Origin of the sequence: Scytonema sp. HK-05 (genome assembly GCF_963872035.1) — a bacterium.
Taxonomy (GTDB): Bacteria; Cyanobacteriota; Cyanobacteriia; order Cyanobacteriales; family Nostocaceae; genus Kalymmatonema.
The window spans coordinates 1-18,840 of the sequence record NZ_CAWMYC010000035.1 but is presented as its reverse complement, the minus strand read 5'-3'; the positions used below and the strand labels follow the sequence as shown (position 1 = coordinate 18,840).

General features: G+C 42.5%; 11 protein-coding genes, 1 tRNA gene and 1 pseudogene. 11 read left to right on the top strand and 2 right to left on the bottom strand.

Annotated features, from left to right (window positions below; all coding sequences use genetic code 11):
• Positions 1-446: 446 nt before the first annotated feature.
• Positions 447-599 (bottom strand): hypothetical protein, encoded by a 153-nt coding sequence (locus AACT52_RS06215; protein ID WP_337251573.1) that lies wholly within the window; start codon positions 597-599, stop codon positions 447-449.
• A gap of 88 nt (positions 600-687) precedes the next feature.
• On the opposite strand from AACT52_RS06215, the pseudogene AACT52_RS41225 reads away from it, so the two are divergent.
• The 10 genes and pseudogenes from AACT52_RS41225 to AACT52_RS06160 all read left to right on the top strand — a co-directional run.
• Positions 688-1,791: pseudogene (locus AACT52_RS41225) on the top strand (RNA-guided endonuclease InsQ/TnpB family protein); the annotation flags it as partial.
• Between the two features lie 228 nt (positions 1,792-2,019).
• Positions 2,020-3,207 carry an alanine racemase gene (gene alr / locus AACT52_RS06200; RefSeq protein ID WP_073629724.1) on the top strand — a complete coding sequence of 396 codons (1,188 nt, stop codon included), beginning with the start codon at positions 2,020-2,022 and terminating at the stop codon, positions 3,205-3,207.
• Positions 3,208-3,673: 466 nt separating this feature from the next.
• Positions 3,674-3,755 (top strand) — tRNA-Leu (locus tag AACT52_RS06195).
• Positions 3,756-5,251: 1,496 nt separating this feature from the next.
• Entirely contained in the window at positions 5,252-6,322 is a 1,071-nt protein-coding gene (locus AACT52_RS06190; RefSeq protein WP_073629722.1) for a response regulator, read from the top strand.
• Positions 6,323-6,389: 67 nt separating this feature from the next.
• Positions 6,390-6,767 carry a response regulator transcription factor gene (locus AACT52_RS06185; RefSeq protein WP_073629720.1) on the top strand — a complete coding sequence of 126 codons (378 nt, stop codon included), beginning with the start codon at positions 6,390-6,392 and terminating at the stop codon, positions 6,765-6,767.
• A 5-nt stretch (positions 6,768-6,772) separates the two neighbouring features.
• The gene (locus AACT52_RS06180; protein WP_073629718.1) at positions 6,773-7,267 is read left to right on the top strand and encodes a chemotaxis protein CheW; all 495 of its coding nucleotides are present in this window, start codon (positions 6,773-6,775) and stop codon (positions 7,265-7,267) included.
• A 63-nt stretch (positions 7,268-7,330) separates the two neighbouring features.
• A complete protein-coding gene (locus AACT52_RS06175; protein ID WP_073629716.1) occupies positions 7,331-10,144 on the top strand; it encodes a methyl-accepting chemotaxis protein in 2,814 nt (937 codons plus the stop codon).
• A 90-nt stretch (positions 10,145-10,234) separates the two neighbouring features.
• Positions 10,235-13,285, top strand: coding sequence for a hybrid sensor histidine kinase/response regulator (locus AACT52_RS06170; RefSeq protein WP_073629714.1), 3,051 nt, complete (start codon positions 10,235-10,237; stop codon positions 13,283-13,285).
• Positions 13,286-13,962: 677 nt separating this feature from the next.
• A complete protein-coding gene (locus AACT52_RS06165; protein WP_073629712.1) occupies positions 13,963-14,337 on the top strand; it encodes a hypothetical protein in 375 nt (124 codons plus the stop codon).
• A gap of 469 nt (positions 14,338-14,806) precedes the next feature.
• On the top strand, positions 14,807-15,244 hold the full coding sequence (locus AACT52_RS06160; RefSeq protein ID WP_073629710.1) for a TOBE domain-containing protein: 438 nt from the start codon (positions 14,807-14,809) through the stop codon (positions 15,242-15,244).
• 153 nt (positions 15,245-15,397) lie between these two features.
• Here AACT52_RS06160 and AACT52_RS06155 read toward each other — a convergent pair whose 3' ends face one another.
• The gene (locus tag AACT52_RS06155; protein ID WP_073629708.1) at positions 15,398-15,682 is read right to left on the bottom strand and encodes a DUF427 domain-containing protein; all 285 of its coding nucleotides are present in this window, start codon (positions 15,680-15,682) and stop codon (positions 15,398-15,400) included.
• Positions 15,683-16,559: 877 nt separating this feature from the next.
• Between AACT52_RS06155 and recQ the strand changes: the two genes are divergently transcribed.
• Positions 16,560-18,716 carry a DNA helicase RecQ gene (recQ, locus tag AACT52_RS06150; RefSeq protein ID WP_073629706.1) on the top strand — a complete coding sequence of 719 codons (2,157 nt, stop codon included), beginning with the start codon at positions 16,560-16,562 and terminating at the stop codon, positions 18,714-18,716.
• Positions 18,717-18,840 lie beyond the last annotated feature (124 nt).

Below are 18,840 nucleotides of genomic sequence, written 5' to 3'. Positions count from 1 at the left end.
AAAAAATTATACATCTTGCAATAGTTAGAAATACAATGAGTCAAAACTTAAGACTCAACACTCATAACTTATCGTAAAATCAAGGGTTTAAGACCCCTTAGTCTATACGTAGTCTCACTTTCAGCCGGGTTGATCTCCCCGTTTGAAACAGTCTTCAATTTTGAATTTTGAATGAGCGAATTTTGAATTGTTAATCTCTCCTGCTCTTTTGCTCACCACCCGCAGCTCATCATCCTGTGCCGATTTTAGCTTAAACGGCTATTCATCCCACACTGCCCTGTCGGGTCAGGTGTGGGATGAATAGCCGGACAAAAAGATTGCGTCCGACGCATTGTCCCCCTAAGATCGGCCAGCCTTACTATAACGAATACTCATCTTGGAACACAGATAAACATTACAAAAGCTGGCTGATTTTTTCGTGTAAGACCCCCGCCCCCCGACCAATGTCAACTGTCAGATGACCAGGGAGTGGGGATAGCAATGTTTTTGTCTATCTCCGTGTTAGGCAACGACTCAATAAGCTCTTCTACCATCTGGGTCATAGTTTTGTCAGCGTAAACCGCGTATGGCTGCAATTTATTAAATCGGCGTTCTGACATTCTTAATCTTAATTGTTTATTTGTTATGTTGGGTACACATTGGATATAGATTAATCTTATTATAAGCACAACAAAGAGGTGATTTAAAGTGTTGAAAGCAGTTAAAGTCAGACTATACCCAACAACCGAACAAAAAATATCTCTAGCTAAATCATTTGGTTGTGCAAAATGGTATTGTAACTATGCAATTAACGATTTTATTTAACACTACAAAGAAACTGGATAATCATTAAAGTTGAGTGTTGACAAGGTTTATTTACCTCAATTAAAAGTAGAACATCCTTGGTTAAAAGAAGATTGTTATTCTGCTGTTTTACAGTGCGTACCCATCAACTTAAACAAGGCTTACACCAACTTTTTTGAGGGTAGGGCTAAGTTTCCTAGGTTCAAATCAAAGCATCATAAGCAATCAATCCAATATCCTCAAAACGTTAAAGTTGTGGGTGATTGCTTGGAAGTTCCTAAAATTGGTGTTATCAAAGCTGTTTTTCATAGACCGATTGAGGGGAAACTTAAGACTGTTACCATCAGCAAGACTCCTACAGATAAGTACTTTGCTTCAATATTACTTGAGGTGGAAGGTGATGCAAGTCAATCGCTTGGAGATAAAATACTTGGTATTGATTTGGGGTTGAAAGACTTCGCTATTGTTGATAATGGTAGTGAGATACACAAACATTCAAACCCAAAACATCTTAAGCGGCATGAGAAAAACTTAGCCAGAAAGCAGAAAAAGTTTGCTCGTAAAATTAAAGGAAGTAACTCAAGAAACAAGTATAGAAAGCTAGTAGCCAAAGTTCACGAACGAGTATCAAATTCCCGCTACTGACTTCCTACACAAACGCGCGTAGGAAACTGGTAGATGAAAGTCAAACCATCATTGTAGAGAATCTCAATGTCAAAGGGATGGTACGAAACCGGAAGCTATCACGCGTCAATATCCGACGTGGGTTGGGGAATGTTTGTTAACTTTTTGGATTACAAGTTAAAAGCCAAAAATGGACAACTTGTAGAAATAGGAAGGTTCTTCCCCAGTTCCAAAAGCTGTTCATGCTGTAGTCACATTGTTGAAGAGTTGACGCTCGATAACCGTGAATGGGATTGTCCATCTTGCAAGACTCATCATGACCGTGATGGTAATGCAGCATTTAACATCAGGAAAGAAGGGATTCGGATGTTGGAAAATAATGGCGGAGGGAACCCCGTTATTGCTGAGTCGAGGCAACGTAAGACCAATAAACCGCAAGGTGGAAAGGCTGTTGTCGTTGAAACCAGAAGCCTAGACCGACTCGGAGCGGGCGGTGTAGGTAGTTCACAATGAAATGTAAACTTCCAGATTAATCAAGATTAGGCTTCTAGCCATGCGAATAATTTAGATGACCTAGAAGCTTACAGAGTGGTGTGATAGGAGTAAGTCAAGATGTTGAGCCAAGAGCAAACCGACCGTGTCAGCTTTAATGGGCAGTGTGACACCTACGCTTGGTTATCCCAACGTGCTTGGGTAGAAATTGATTTATCAGCATTGTCGTACAATGTCAAGCAGCTTTTAAAGATACTGTCACCGCGCACTCAACTGATGGCGGTGGTCAAAGCAGATGCCTATGGACATGGAGCAGTTACAGTTGCCCAAACAGTGTTAGAATCAGGGGCAAGTTGGCTGGGAGTCGCTACAGTTCCAGAAGCAATCCAATTGCGAGAAGCCGGAATAAAAGCTCCGATTTTGATTTTAGGTGCAAGCCAGACGAGCGAGCAAATTCAGGCGATCGCCGAATGGAAACTTCAGCCAACAATTACAAGCCCCAAGCAAGCCCTGGTATTTTCTGACACGCTCTTAACCATCAATAACAAGACGGACGTACCTGTACACGTCAAATTAGATACGGGGATGTCCAGGTTAGGGACGAATTCCGATCAGGCGGCTGAGTTCGTTCAGCTTGTGCAACGCTTACCTCATCTTGCCATTGCTAGTATATATTCTCACTTGGCAACAGCAGATAGTCCTGATTCCACAATCATGAAACAACAGCAACAACGGTTTGAGCAAGCAATTGCCCAACTTAGGACAATAGGTATAGAACCGCCTTGTCTGCACTTGGCAAATTCAGCTGCTACACTTACCGACAAAGGATTGCACTATGATATCGCGCGTGTAGGTTTAGCTGTATACGGACTCTACCCGGCAGATCATTTGCGTTCATCCATTGACCTGAGACCTGTTCTGCAAGTAAAAGCGCGAGTCACCCAAGTCAAAACCATCGCCCCTGGAACTGGCGTCAGCTACGGTCATCAATTTATTGCCCCACACGAACTCCGCCTAGCCGTCGTAGGAATTGGTTACGCAGATGGAGTTCCTCGCAATCTTTCCAATAAAATGCAAGTGTTAATTCGCGGTCAACGGGTGCCACAGATTGGCACAATTACAATGGATCAGTTGATGTTAGATGTGAGTGCATTACCAGATATACGAGAAGGTGAAGTCGTCACCTTACTTGGAACAGAGGGAAAAGAACAAATCTCTGCTGAAGATTGGGCAAATCAATTAAATACAATTTCTTGGGAAATTCTCTGCGGGTTCAAGCACCGCTTGCCTCGTGTTGCTGTACCTTAGTGAAAACTGGTTATCGGTTTGGGGTTGGTAACTGTAAGTTAAATCCTACCCACCTTTACCTAATGCTTAACTTTTTGGGGAAATTGGCATATAATCAGACTACGTTTAACCAGTACGGGTTAGCAACGCTCAGCTAGGTGTGAAACCTAAAAGACACGTACTACAAACTGGTTACTATCAAACTGAATAACATAGGTGGGAAATCCAGCAGTAAATGCTGTCTCTAACTGGGAGTCCGTGGTCAAACGATGGTTTAACCAAAGTAAGCAGCAATGCGCTTCGGATGATTTCTTGGAACACGTATACCGCAGAGTTCCCCTTGTCCAGATGTATCCACTTGTGGCTAGCTTTGGGTAGGTTTTTACAAGCGGTTGGTGGTTAGTAGGTACTCAAACAACTGACCACTAACAACTAAGCGTTAGATATTGCAAGAAATAACTTTATTATGATAGGATAAGAAACTGATGCGGATGTGGCGGAATTGGCAGACGCGCTAGATTTAGGTTCTAGTACCGCAAGGTGTGAAGGTTCAAGTCCTTTCATCCGCACTTTTATATATGCTCTGATATATATCATCTGAAAAGACATCAGAGTTTGCCTGTGGAGTCTTCTGTTGCAAACAGGTAAACGTTAAACCAGCCTGGATTCAGTTATCACAAAAAGACGGCGGGGAAGCCCGCTCCTAGGGGCGGGAGGAACCGCCGCCCACCGTCTTGGGGCAAGGGGCATTCTTGCATGGGGAACAATCCAATGCCCTATGCCCTATGCCCGCGAAATCCCACTGCCTTCAGGCGTGGGATGAGCTTAATGTTTTAGGTCAGTTTGAGTAGGTTTTCCAGAACAGCTGCTAGTCTTTTCCGTCATAGAAAGCGAATTTGTATAAAAAGCGAGAAGCGTATAGGCTGCAAGCTAAGAAAAATTAATTTTTTTTTGAATAAAATAATTATCAATTGAATTCACAACACAAGACAGACAAATATAACGTCTTCCTGGTAGAGAGAGTAACTAGAATTTTTGATAAATTCAATGATGTAATGGCTTGTAGTTGCCTTTTAGCGGTATTGGCATAGAATCATAATGGACTTAATTGTTAAGTAGCAAATTAACTGGAGTAATTCTGAGTGGTGCGATGTGTTCCTTGTAGAAGTCTGTCTTAAAAGGCACTACTTTCAGCAATATCCATTTTTACTCTAGTACATGACGGCGGAAATAAAGCTACCCTTCGGGTTCAGCAGTCGCCTGCGGAGGGAAACCCTACCAAGAGCGCTGCTGAACCATTACAAACCAGCAAAAGAGTTACGGTATAAGTGTTTTGAATGCGTGAATGCGTGAATGCGTGAATGCGTGACTTCCGCCCTGCGGTACTAGGATTCTCTCAAGAAAGACAAGTTCCTAAAAAGACAATTGATACACCATGTATACAAATGCAACCGTCGTCGAAATTCTATTGTCATTGATAGTGTTCAAATTTCTTTCGTATAAACTTAAACTTTCTAACTTTCAAAGATTGCATTAATAACATAACTGGCAGATTTAGCTTGTAAGGTATATAACAGACAATGGCACTATTCTGTCATCAGGAAGTTTTTATGTTAAATTTACATAATGGACAAGTAAGAATACTGATGTTCTAGCAAACTTTACCTTAGATTTTCCCCAGCCCGAGAAACCGTATTATACTGAAGTACGAGTACTGAAAATAGCAGGGTTGAACTTGCCTGTCAAAGCAGTATTGTCTCGGTTGCCATCATACAAGGTTTACTCTAAGGTAAGTGGCTTCATCTAGTCTTTACATTTTTTTGACTTGTCGTGTAAAGATGTCTGCTAATCTCAGTAGAAGTTAGTAAATTGAACTTTAATTAACGAATTGACTGAGATTTTTCGTCTGAAGAGAAGGGTGCTACCGCTGCTTTTACCGCAAACCTTAAAGTTAGAGTTTTGTATTTTTTGCAACAAAAGCTCTGATGAGTTTCATAGGACTTGTGGAAAAGCTCTACAGAAATTTAGCTCACACTAGCAAGAATTTAGCCTAAGTAAAAGCAAAATGAGCACAACTCCTATAGGTAGCTACAAGTTTTTCCAGAAACTACACCCGCTATCTCTACTAGCACAATTAACCAGTCGCCGTGCTACAGGCTGCTTACAAGTATTTACAGAACCGATTTCTTGGTCAATCTATCTAGAGGACGGTAAACTAGTTTATGCCTCTTCGGATAAAATGTTTGAACGGCTTGAGAATGTCTTAGGGCGCTTAAGTCAGGAAACACAGACACTCAACAGTACAGTTCTTATGCAGGTAAGACTGATATTTGAGCAAAACCGAGAGAATCAGTCAATACCACAACTCGATTATCAAGCTATTTGCTGGTTAGTCAATGAAGAATATATCACCCCTGCGCAAGCAGCAGTCGTGATAGACGAATTAGCGAAAGAAGTGCTGGAGTCATTTCTTGCAATCAAACAAGGAAGTTATGAATTTAAGAGTGAAACTTTCTTAGATGAACTACCAAAGTTTTGTCGTTTGGACTTGCGATTACTTGTAGAACATTGTCAAAAGCAGTTACGGAATCGGCAACAGACCGAATCAACGGTTGCCGAGCAAGTTACCCCCCAATTTCTGCCAAGCAGCAAGGTTTCGTCAACGCAGCAGAATTCTCAAGTCAAACTAGGGGAACAATTGCCAAAATCGAATATTGATACTTCTCATCTTAACAGTAACAAAGGTCTCCACCAAAGCGTTGGTAAAAACACATATACAGTTGCCTGCATAGATGACAGTCCAACAGTGTTAAATTCTATCAAACACTTTTTGGATGAAAGTACATTTTCAGTTGTGATGATCAACGATCCGGTAAAAGCTTTGATGCAAATTCTCCGCAGCAAGCCCGATTTAATATTACTAGACGTAGAAATGCCAAATTTAGATGGTTATGAGCTATGTTCTTTGTTGCGAAGGCATTCAGCTTTTAAGAATATCCCGATTGTTATGGTGACTGGTAGAACAGGATTTATAGACAGGGCAAAGGCAAAAATGGTCAGAGCGTCAGGCTATTTGACTAAGCCTTTTTCCCAATCGGACTTGTTGAAAATGGTGTTTAAACATATTGGAAATTGAGGGAAAGAAGAAAAGAACAAAGAACGCAGTTTAATAAAGTACATTTAGTTATATAGGAGATGCAGGGGTGAGTATTACTTTGGTTGGCACAATTCTGATTGTTGAAGATTCTCCCAGTGAATTGCAACTGATGAGCCATTATCTAGAAGAGAGTGGTTATAACGTTATTCAAGCGACTGGGGCAAAAGAAGCTCTAGAAAAAGCACAATCACAAAACCCAGATGTGATCGTAACTGATGTGGTTATGCCAGGAATGAGCGGTTTTGAGCTATGTCGTTCTCTCAAGAGAAATCCGGCGACTCAAAAAGTGCCGATTGTGATTTGCAGTTCAAAAAATCAGGAGATTGATCGCTTGTGGGCAATGAGACAAGGCGCTGATGCGTATGTTACCAAGCCTTACACCCGCGATCAGCTCCTACGAGCTATTAAATCTGTGGTGATTTGAATCGAATGAATAGTTCAAAACTGGCGTCTTTAAAACAAAATCAAAATAGCTTGGGGGATGGTTATCTCAAGTTTCAACTCAATAGACATACATCTGCCACCTTACCAATGAGGCACACGCAAGAAGCTGTTGTTGTGCCGGTTGAGACTATATCATCCATGCCAAATATGCCCGGCTGTATCCTAGGATTGATGAACTGGCGGAGCCGTATCGTTTGGGCAGTCGATTTGCCAAAGATGTTGAATCTTGAATATTTAGATAGTAGGCAACGCCTGTATAACGTTATCATTATTCGGGTGGATTCAGTACTTCTAGGCTTGGTTGTACAAGAGATACAAGGTACGACTAAGTTTATGCCTGAGGATATTCGCTCTCCTGTGGGACAAGTCGCATCGAGTTTAATCCCCTATCTACGCGGTTGCGTTGTTCAACGAAAAGAAATATTGCTTGTATTAGATGCACAAGCGATTGTGCAGTCTTCTATTCTCCGCAGTGATTAGGGTGTACTCCAAAGAAAAACTTATTTTTCGTGTTTTCATTCACCACCTCAGGAGAATGCCTTTATGTTTAATAAAACTGATCCTGCTAAAAGTATTGATGATCAAAATGACTCATCTCTATCTGAATTTACAAATAATAATGTCGTAAAACTGCCTGACGAGGCGAGTACTGGCACTGTTCCTAATAATCAGGCAAATCGTGCATCTACAACTTTGAAGCGACTAAAGTTAAGTACCAAAGCTACATTACTCGCGATCGCTCTGGGGACAGTACCAGTTTTGGCAATTGGAATACTTGCGTACTTAGTTGCTAGTAATTCCTTAACCAATAAAGTTTCCCAACTTCAACAAGCCGAAGCCAAAGGTCTGGCAGACAAAGTAAACCGTTTCATGATAGAACGGTACAACGATATTCAACTCATATCTAGTTTACCAATTATCACAAATTCGCAAAGTGATGCTTTTTCTCAAAAGGAAAAGCAGGCATTGCTCAATAAGTTTGTTGATACTTATAAAGTATATGACAGCATTGCAGTACTCAACTTAAACGGCGATGTCGTTGCCCAATCCCAAGGAGATCCAATTTCTAATCAAAGCAGTAGTAATTATTTTCAAAGAGTCAAACAGGACGATCGCCCTTACATCAGTCAACCAGAAGTAATAAGTAATACAGGGGCTTATAGCATTAATATTGCAGCGCCTGTGAAAAATACCGCAGGAAAGACGCTTGCTATAGTGAGAGCTAGGATGCCCGCAAAAACTCTAGACCAGGTGGTCAAGAATTATGCAGAATCAGGGCATAAATACTATTTGATTGATGGGTCGGGAAAATTTTTCTTAGCGACGGACAGAAAACATATAGGTAGAAATGCTAAACGAGATTTTCCTGGTTTAGCTCAACAGCAAGCACAAACAAAAGACGATACTTTTATTACTGTTAATCAAACTGAAAAACAAGAGCAACTTGTCAGCTACACATCCATAACCCCAGAAGGATTGCCAACTTTGAACTGGCAATCCATTCTGGCTACAGATACAGCGATCGCATTTGAGCCCACAAGACAACTGTTGCTAACAGTAGCGGTAGGGGCAGGATTGACAGGATTAATTGTGGCTTTGATTGCAGTGTGGTTAGCCAAACGTACCACAGAACCAATTGCGAAAGCGACCGCAGCAGTGGCAAAACTTGGCAAGGGAGAACTCGATACCCGTTTGGAGGTGCACTCAGAAGACGAATTTGGCGTTTTGAGTGCCAACATCAACCAAATGGCGTCGCAACTCCAAACCCTCGTTCAACAACAAGAACTAGACACCCAAAGGGCAAAGGTACTCGCAGATATTACCCTGCAAACTCGTAGAAGCCTGAAAGTCGAAGACATTTACAAAACTGCTGTCAGAGAAGTTCGTCAGGCGATGAAAACAGACAGGGTTGTCATTTATAAATTTAATCTAGAAACCCTAGATGGAGATGTCGTCGCTGAATCAGTTACGGCTGGGCTACCAAGGATGTTGGGAGTGCAAATCGACGATCCCTGTTTTCGAGAACGCCATGTAGAAACTTATAAAGATGGTCGAGTACGGGCAATATCCAATATCTATCAAGATCCTAATCTCAGCAATGCAGCTTGTTACATCAAAATGTTGGAGAAATTTGCTGTTAAGGCAAATTTGGTAGCACCAATTATTATCGGTGGGGAGCTGGTGGGCTTGATGATTGCTCATCATTGTGACAGCCCTCGGAATTGGCAACAAGCTGAAATAGATTTGTTTAAACAACTGGCGATTCAAGTGGGCTATGCCCTAGAGCAAGCACAGCTTCTTGAGGAGGTCGAAAAAGCAAGGGCGATCGCCGAAAAAGTTTCACAAGACGAACGCCAACAGAAAGAAGCCCTACAAATGCAACTTTTGGAACTCCTTTCTGAGGTAGAAGGTGCAGCCGCGGGTGACTTAACAGTACGTGCAGAAGTCACGGCGGGAGAAATTGGCACAGTAGCCGACTTTTTCAACTCGATTGTTGAAAGTTTGCGCGATATCGTCACTCAAGTTAAGGAAACCGCTACCTCTGTGAATGAGGCTATAGGCTCGAACGAAGGCGCTATCCGTGAACTCACAGAGTCAGCACTCGCTCAAGCAGCAGAAATCAACAACACTCTTGATGCTGTTGACGACATGGCTCAATCGATCCAACAAGTCGCCGCCAGCGCCCAGCAAGCAGCCTCAGTTGCCAATACCGCCGCCCAAACTGCCAAAAAGAGTGGCATGGCAATGGATATGACGGTGCAAAACATCTTGCATTTGCGAGAAACAGTCGGCGAAACCGCCAAGAAAGTCAAGCGTTTAGGAGAATCGACGCAACAAATTTCGCGTGTGGTGGCATTGATTAATCAGATTTCTATGCAAACCAACTTACTCGCCATCAACGCTGGTATTGAAGCCGCACGTGCAGGTGAGGAAGGTCAAGGTTTTGCAGTCGTCGCTGAGGAAGTTGGGGAACTGGCAGCCCGAAGTGCGGCGGCGACCAAAGAAATTGAACAAATTGTGGAAAATATCCAACGCGAAACAACAGAAGTTGTGCAAGCGATGGAACTAGGAACCACTCAGGTTGTCGAAGGAACGCGGATTGTTGAAGATGCCAAGCAAAATCTCGGGCAGATATTAGAGATTTCGCGCCAGATTGACTTGTTGGTGCAGTCGATTTCAATCGCCACAGCATCGCAGGCTCAAACATCGCAAACAGTCAGTTCTTTAATGAAAGACATTGCTGCTTCCTCGCAGCGCACAAGCGATTCTTCCAAGAAGGTTTCCAAGTCTTTGCAACAAACTGTGGAGATTTCGCAGCAATTGCAAGCGACTGTCGGTACATTCAAGGTGAATTAGTTATTGGTCGTTTGTCCTTTGTCATTCTCGGTGACCAATGACTAATGCTAATGACTAATAACTAATGACTAATGACTGATAGCAAATATTATGTCACAGGACAAAGAATTAGAAATCCAGATGCAGTTTCTGGAGGAAGCGACTGATTACCTCAATACCCTGGAAGGGGTATTGCTGGAACTTAACACCAACAATCGCATCTCTCTAGAAAAAATCAACGCCGCACTCCGAGCTGCCCACTCAATTAAAGGTGGCGCAGGCATGATGGGATTTCGCGCCCTGAGTGATTTGGCTCACCGTTTGGAAGATTCGTTTAAAGTTTTAAAAACTAGAAAAAATTCTTTAGAAATTGATACAGAATTGCAAAGTTTATTGCTATCTGGAGTAGATTGGCTACGTCAGATAGTGGAATTGCTATCAGAAGGGAATAGTGTAGATGAGCAGTGGTTATCGACTTTCTGTTATCCAGTTTTTGAAGAACTCCATGCGCGTTTGGGCGACCCATCCCCTGAAGATGCAGCAAGTATGCTGTCTCCAGAAGATGGGCAAGATATCATCCCTTTGCTGTTTGAAACAGAGGTAGAAGGGTGTTTGCAACGCCTAGAATCTGTGTTGGCAGATAGCGCCCAGCCCTGTTTGAAAGAAGAAGTTGCGATTATGGCAGCTGAGTTGGGTGGTTTGGGTGAAATGCTGCAGTTGCCAGCTTTTACTCAACTTTGCGAATCAGTGGCAAACCACTTGGAAGCAGGTGATCCCTGGCAGATAGAAACAATTGCCCGTGCTGCTTTGGAAGCATGGCGGCGATCGCAAGCTTTGGTAATCACACATCAACTCGATAGGTTACCGACAGCAATTGAACTGGAGGATTTGGCACATGAAGCCGCAGCATATACTCCAATAGAACTGCTAGAAGCACAAGCAGCACCCACGCTAGACCCAGAAACAGAAGTTGCACCAGATATTCTGCTACCAGAAGAAACTGACGAAAGTTGGCTGGATCGTGAAATCATTGCAGCTGATTTTGAAGCCTTAGAGGCAGCTTTCGCTGAGGAGAGTAACGCTGAAGTTGAAGTGCAACCAGAAACAGTTGTTGCTCAAGAAATTCCGGCAACAAATTACAAATTTGTTGAACGTAAAGTCGAACAAACTGTTGGTAGCAATAAGAGTGAATCTCAAGAAAATACAGTCCGAGTTCCTAGTAAGCAACTCGAGCAAATTAATGATTTGTTTGGGGAACTCATTATTCAGCGAAACGGATTGAATTTGCAACTTGAGAGGTTACGCAAACTTATTCGCAATTTGAACCAGCGAGTGCAAAGTCTGGATCGAGAAAATCAGCAATTACGTACAGCTTACGACAGAATAGCAACTGGTGGCGTGCAGCCAACTGGTGTTCCATTGCTGGCGTTGCCACCGAGTGACAAAGTGGAGCATATTATAGCATTTGACGATGGCAACCAGACACAAGGCGGGTTTGATTCCTTAGAAATGGATAGCTATAACGAATTAAACTTGCTCTCTCAGGAAGTCATGGAAACTATCGTTCAGGTGCAAGAAGTCACCACTGATATTCAACTCAGTATTGACGATACTGACCAATTTGCCCGCAAACTCACCAAAACATCCAAGCAGTTGCAAAGAAAGCTGACTCAAGTACGGATGCGTCCACTGTCCGATATTGTTGACCGCTTTCCAAGGGCTTTGCGCGACCTGTCTGTAGAGTACGGCAAAAATGTGCAACTGAAAATCGAGGGTGCTGGTATCTTAATTGAACGTAGCATCTTAGAGGCTTTAAATGAGCCTTTGATGCATATGTTACGAAATGCCTTCGACCACGGGATCGAAGACCCAGCAACACGCCTAGCCTGCGGTAAGTCAGAGCAAGGATTGATTGAGATTAAAGCCACGCATCAAGGTAATCGCACGATTATTACCCTCAAAGATGATGGACGCGGAATTGCGTTAGATAAAATCCGCGCCCGCGCTATAGCTATGGGGTTAGAACCAACTCTCATAGCGCAAGCTACCGATGAAGAACTGCTATCGCTGATTTTTGAGCCAGGATTTACCACCTCTGACCAAGTAACGGCATTATCCGGTCGCGGTGTCGGTATGGATGTGGTTCGCAGCAACTTGAAACAAGTGCGGGGAGATGTCAAAGTCGATACCGTAGCCGGAAAGGGCACGACTTATACGCTGTCAGTACCATTTACACTTTCAGTTGCAAGAGTGCTTTTGATAGAAAGCAATCGAATGCTTTTAGCATTTCCCACAGATGTGGTTTCAGAAATATTCTTGCTTGATAACGAACAGGTGTTTCCACTCGCTACCAGCGAAGTCCTCAATTGGCAAGGAAGCATGCTACCGTTGGTTCGCCTCGGTCGGCATTTGGAGTTTAATTGTCCCCGCTACGATAACCCGAACCAAGAAAGCCCCCCTGCAATCAATGCTGCAAGCGTAATCATAATCAACCAAGGCAATCAAGCAATAGCGGTGCAGGTAGACCGTTGTTGGGGTGAACAAGAAGTTGCGATCCGTCGAGTAGAAGGAAACATACCTCTGCCTAGTGGCTTCAGCAACTGTACGATTTTAGGTGATGGTCGGGTAGTACCACTGGTGAACGCCAACGAGTTACTCTATTGGATTACTACCAATGAGCGCACGCCTAGAACCAATCAACTACCATCAGCAAGGTTAAAGAACGTTTTCCTGACGCCAGCTGACGACAAACCTGTCGTGTCAATGAATGAGAAAGGCACAATCTTGATTGTAGATGACTCAATTAATGTCCGGCGCTTCTTAGCTTTAACTTTAGAAAAAGGAGGGTATCAAGTCGAACAAGCTAAAGATGGTCAAGATGCGCTAGATAAACTTCAAAATGGTTTGAGAGTTCAGGCTGTCATTTGTGATATTGAAATGCCTCGTGTTGATGGATATGGCTTTTTAGGTCGTATCAAATCAAATAATGATTTTAAAGATATACCGATTGCTATGCTGACCTCTCGTAGTAGCGATAAACATCGTCAACTGGCAATACAATTGGGTGCGAGAGCCTACTTCTCCAAACCTTACAATGAGCAAGAATTACTGAGAACTTTGGATGAAATCATTTTTCCTTTGGCAGAAGCCTCCAAAGGATAATATTGAAAGTGATGAGTTATGAGTTATGAGTTTTATACTCGTAACTCATGAATTTTGTACAAATTTTATTATGAATTGGTATTAAGCTGTTATACAAATAAACTTGTACATTAAACAAGATTGCATAAGTCCCTAGAACCCCACCCTAACCCTCCCCGTAAACAGGGAGGGAAAAAGATTTTTATTGCTTCCCGAAGCTTGCGGGGGGACTCTTAGGGGGTGCTTCTTTTTAATGAATGCAATAGGTCATTGACAAGGATTGGGCTGTTGCTCCTTAAGTGTTAACACTCAACATTTTTCTTTAAACTTCTTCAACTCAGCATTGCTGGCTCATTTTTCATGTCTTAGTCTAAAGTCCAGTAGTTTAAAATTTAAGAAAAAATTTTGAATTGACAGTTGGGATACAAGCCCCTGGCTGCGCGACATGGAAAACAAAAAAAAGCGCAGCATCCTTGCTTCAAGCCCCTGGATACGCGTCATGGGGTATTATTTTTGAATTTTGAATGAGCGAATTTTGAATTGTTTTGACCTCCACTCCAACGTTTATGCAATTTATGCCCGCATTATATTAATTTTTTTATTTTAATTTGGAAAAAAATCTAGAGAATTTGGCGTCTTCTAATCAAGCCGTGCAAATTTATGTATAAGCTATCCGGTCGATAGAAAGGTTTTGTGCCATGAGTAAACATTTTCTTCCTCCTCTTTCTCCAGATGATTTGCCTCCAAAGCCAACACTACTTGATGGGTTACTACTAAGACAACTAGAAGAGGCTACCGGCAAACACTTTTTCAAGGCTTGCGATTCCATAACTCGGGCTTTGTTGTCTAGTTGTCACTGGTATTTCCAGATAAACGCTGGTACTTTGATACTCGTTATTATCAGCTATGACATAGACAGTTACTGGCATATAGCGAAAGCTATTCCCCAAATGGTTGATAGCTTAAAGCTATTTTCCAATACTGCCAAAATCCGTTTTTGTCCTCCATCTGAGAAGGGTATACCGTGGGAAATGGGGATAGATGAAACGCCGGATGAAGAAGACGTGTTTTAACACATGGTTGCGCCTATTATCACATGGACGCTCATCGGTATATTGTCAAGGCGTTTCTTTTTAAAACGCCTTCCCTACTTCCAACAACCAGGGTAACTACACAAAGTGAGTTGGGTAATAAGACGTGTTTGGCGAAGCTGACTAAGACTAGCACACGATTGCTTAAGGAACTGGCGAGGCTGGGCGAGTACTACCTTTAACAGCAACTTGCTATTGTCTTGATATTTTTATTTTTATATGATAACCAAAGATTATGGTTTGGGAGGATGTCACTTGTGCTACAACTGGGAACAGATCAAACAATGCCAAGCTAACTACCAAAGGCGAACTGACTGCTGTACCAAGGAAAGTAACAAATCATCTTCTTTTCATTGGAAAACAGCTCAACAGAGTTTTATTTTTCAAGGATTGACGCTTGGTAGGATCGTACCAGGAAAAGCTCTAAATTACCAACTAAATTGGTATAATTATGCCAAGAAAAGAACAAGGATGGATCACTTTTCAAACCTCTGAGGAGGAGCGAAAAATTCTGGAACACATCTCAAAGCAGTCTCAGCGCACCAAAACAGAAATTTTGCGTGAACTCGTGCGTAGCCTGAACAACCAGTCTCCTCAACCGTCATCACTACCAACTCAACAGTATGAAACACAGGAGAGTAAAACTCCTGAGATAGAAGTTTTTAGTCCGAAGAAACGACTCAAAGTCAGCTCTCGTAATATTCTTAAGGGAATCGTTAAACGAGTTGTTACAGGAGCCGTTAATACTGAAATCACGCTGGAGATTGTTCATAAAGTTGAGCTAACCTCAATCATTACCAGAGTCTCAGCAGACGAGTTGGGTTTGTCTGAGGGTACAGAAGCTTACGCAGTGATCAAGTCCAACGATATTGTTATTGCTAAGGAGTAGAAAAAACTTAATTCAGAGTTATCAAGCGTTAAGAAAGTTTAACCACTATAGTTGGTCTTTACTACAAATTCTACAAAAGCCCTCACCCCTAACTGCTGTGCCAACTTGGGACAGCACTTAGGGGTGAGGTACTTTGGAATTATCAAACTTTTACTAAGCTTCGACTTTTACACCTCTCCAGAAGGCGACATAGCCCTCAATCTGCTTTGCCTTCTCCTTTGGATCAGGATAGTACCAAGCAGCATCTTTGTTAACTTGTCCATCTACTTCAATACTGTAGTAACTGGCAAGACCTTTCCAAGGACAAGTTGTGTGAGTGTCGCTTTCCTTAAAGTACTGCTTGTTAACTGAGTCAGGGGGAAAGTAATGATTGTTTTCCACAACTACGGTGTTATCGCTTTCGGCTAACACAGTACCATTCCAAATTGCTTTCGGCATATGTGATCAATGCTAATAACGCTACACATAACATTATGATTCCTCGGGCAGACATCTTGCCCATGCATCAAATGGCTGCACGTAGGAAATTCTTTATTAATAAAAATTCAAGGCATTTTGGATTGACATTGGAAGATTTTAAGATCACTTGTCAATTGCTCTAGGTAGTGCTAGACAGAAATAATTGTCTGTTAAGGTTGAGAAACTGGTTACGGAAAGTATTTTGGAAGCCAGTGTTGTTTACTCGTGTTGTGTGGGACTGGTAAATTTGACTGTATACAACTGTAGATAATTAGTAAAATTAGATACAATTGCAATTCTACAAAATGCGTTCTTCTGCCAAGACAAACTAAATAGCCGGACAGCTAGGTAATTGCGATCGCATTCTGGCACTACGCATTGGCGCAGATCGCTCTTTGAATGGTAGTGATGCCACCTGTTGTGGGTCGATAGTGTTTGAATTCATCCGTCCTCCTTGTGCCAACTAGTAACACAGGTGAGGTTATGAGCATTTTGATACGTTCGATTTTGGTGCAATAGTCGTCATCTCTTTGCCGCACTCAGCAATTTACGCCCCCAGTAAGTTGGGGGCTATTTGTTTGGGTTACTGCCTTTATCCCGCAGAACTCCTTCAAGTGCGTTAGCCGAAGACTTACAGCGCTTTTCAAGTAAATAAACTACGGGGTAGGGGCTTTCGTCTAGCCGTGCCGCGATTTGAATCGCGAAAGTCGGCTGGTGAGAATTCATGAAGAAGAACCGGGTAAAAAGTATGTGTTCAAATTAGAGAACCCATAGTTACTACTTACCTGTCTGCGTTTGCTTAAGATTGATTATGATGTAAATCAGGCACAATGCCTTTTTTGCAACACACTGACCTATGCCTGAGAATCCCAATTTAGAACAAGCGCTGAAATATTACTTTGGCTACGACAGCTTCCGCCTCGGACAGCGGCAAATTATCGAACAAGCGCTACAAAATCGGGATTTAATGATTGTTATGCCCACAGGGGGCGGAAAGTCTTTGTGCTTTCAGCTACCAGCATTGCTAAAAAAAGGTTTAACCGTGGTGGTGTCACCGCTGATCGCTTTGATGCAAGACCAGGTGGAATCACTGCGAGATAATGGAATTGCCGCAACATTTCTTAATAGCAGTCTGAACGCATATAAAGTGCGATCGCGCGAAGAATACATCCTCAGCGGTAAAGTGAAACTGCTGTACGTCGCGCCAGAACGCCTACTGAGTGACAGATTTCTCCCGTTTCTCGACTTAGTTCATCATCAAGTTGGCATTTCCGCCTTTGCTATTGACGAAGCACACTGTGTTTCTGAATGGGGACACGACTTTCGTCCAGAGTATCGCCAACTGAAGTTACTGCGGAAACGCTACCCAGACATTCCCGTTCTTGCCTTGACCGCCACAGCAACCGATCGCGTCCGTACTGATATTATCCAACAACTGGGGCTGAAACAACCCAGCATCCATCTTTCCAGCTTCAACCGCCACAACCTTTACTATGAAGTCCGTTCCAAAACCAAGTATGCTTACGCCGAAGTGTTGGAACTCATCCGGGAAACAGAAGGTTCAGGAATTATCTATTGCTTGACGCGCAAAAAAGTTGATGAAATCACTCTGAAACTGCAACACGATAAAATTTCAGTCTTGCCTTATCATGCCGGATTAACTGATGAAGAACGCAGCAAAAATCAAACTCGGTTTATTCGGGATGATGTGCGTGTTATGGTGGCAACAATTGCCTTTGGCATGGGAATTAACAAACCGGATGTCCGATTTGTCATTCACTTTGATATCTCCCGTAATTTAGAAAGTTATTATCAGGAATCAGGTAGAGCAGGGCGAGACGGAGAACCATCTCGCTGTATACTCTTCTACAGTTACAGTGATGTCAAAACAATTGAATTTCTGATCAACCAAAAACCAGATCCCCAAGAACAGTTGATTTCCAAACATCAACTGCGGCAAATGATAGACTACACCGAAGGAACCGACTGCCGACGTACAATTCAGTTAGGTTATTTTGGGGAACGTTTTGCAGGGAATTGTGGCAACTGTGACAACTGCCGTTATCCTAAACCAGTACAAGACTGGACCATTGAAGCCATGAAGTTTTTATCTTGCGTGGCTCGATGTAAAGAAAGATTTGGTATGGGTCATATTATAGATGTGTTGCGGGGAGGAAAAAGCCAAAAAATTACTCAATACGAACACGACAAACTTTCTACCCACGGCATTGGCAAAGATAAAACAGCAGATGAGTGGCGAATGCTGGGGCGTTCTCTGTTGCACCAAGGATTGCTAGAACAAAGCAGCGATGGTTACGCTGTACTAAAACTTAACGCCCTGAGTTGGGAAGTTATGCGGCGACAGCGAACAGTTTCGATTGCGGTTCCCGTAGCACAAAAGATAACTTGGGAAGAGGGGGATGAAAAAGCCGCCGAAGTGGAAATGCTATTGCAGAGGTTGCGAGCTTTACGCAAACAAATTGCAGACGCTCAATCTGTCCCACCGTACGTCATCTTTGCCGATTCTACCCTAAAATTAATGGCGCAGATCCAACCCCAAACCTTAAGGGAATTTAGTAAACTTTCTGGCATAGTTAGTCATAAAGTTTCCAACTATGGCGAAAAATTCCTTGCAGAAATTCGCGCTTATCGTCAAGAACAAGGTTTGTCAAATCAACAGGATAATTCCACACGTTTTCAGGACTTACCTTCAGAAACTGAATTATTGACTTTACAGTTACACCAACAAGGTTTTAGCGTTGCAGAAATTGCAGCAAAACGCAATCTTCGCCCGACAACAGTTATTCGTCATCTTTCCGATTTAATAGAGAAGAATCAGTCAGTAGATTTCAATCTGTTAGTTCCTGTAGAGAAGCAGCAGAAAATTTTGCAAGTCTTAGAAACTCTTGGCGATATTTCCCTGACCCCAATTAAAGAATATCTTGGGGATAGCTATAGCTTTGATGAAATTCGCCTCATACGGGGAAAATGGCGACGGGAAAGTAAGAAATAGGCCTCTTGCATAAGTAGAGTTCATCTACGTTCATCTGCGGTTAATTATTAGACCTCTTGCATAAGTAGATTCCATCTGTGTCCATCTGTGGTTAATTATTCTTTTTTTTGGAATGAATGCAAGA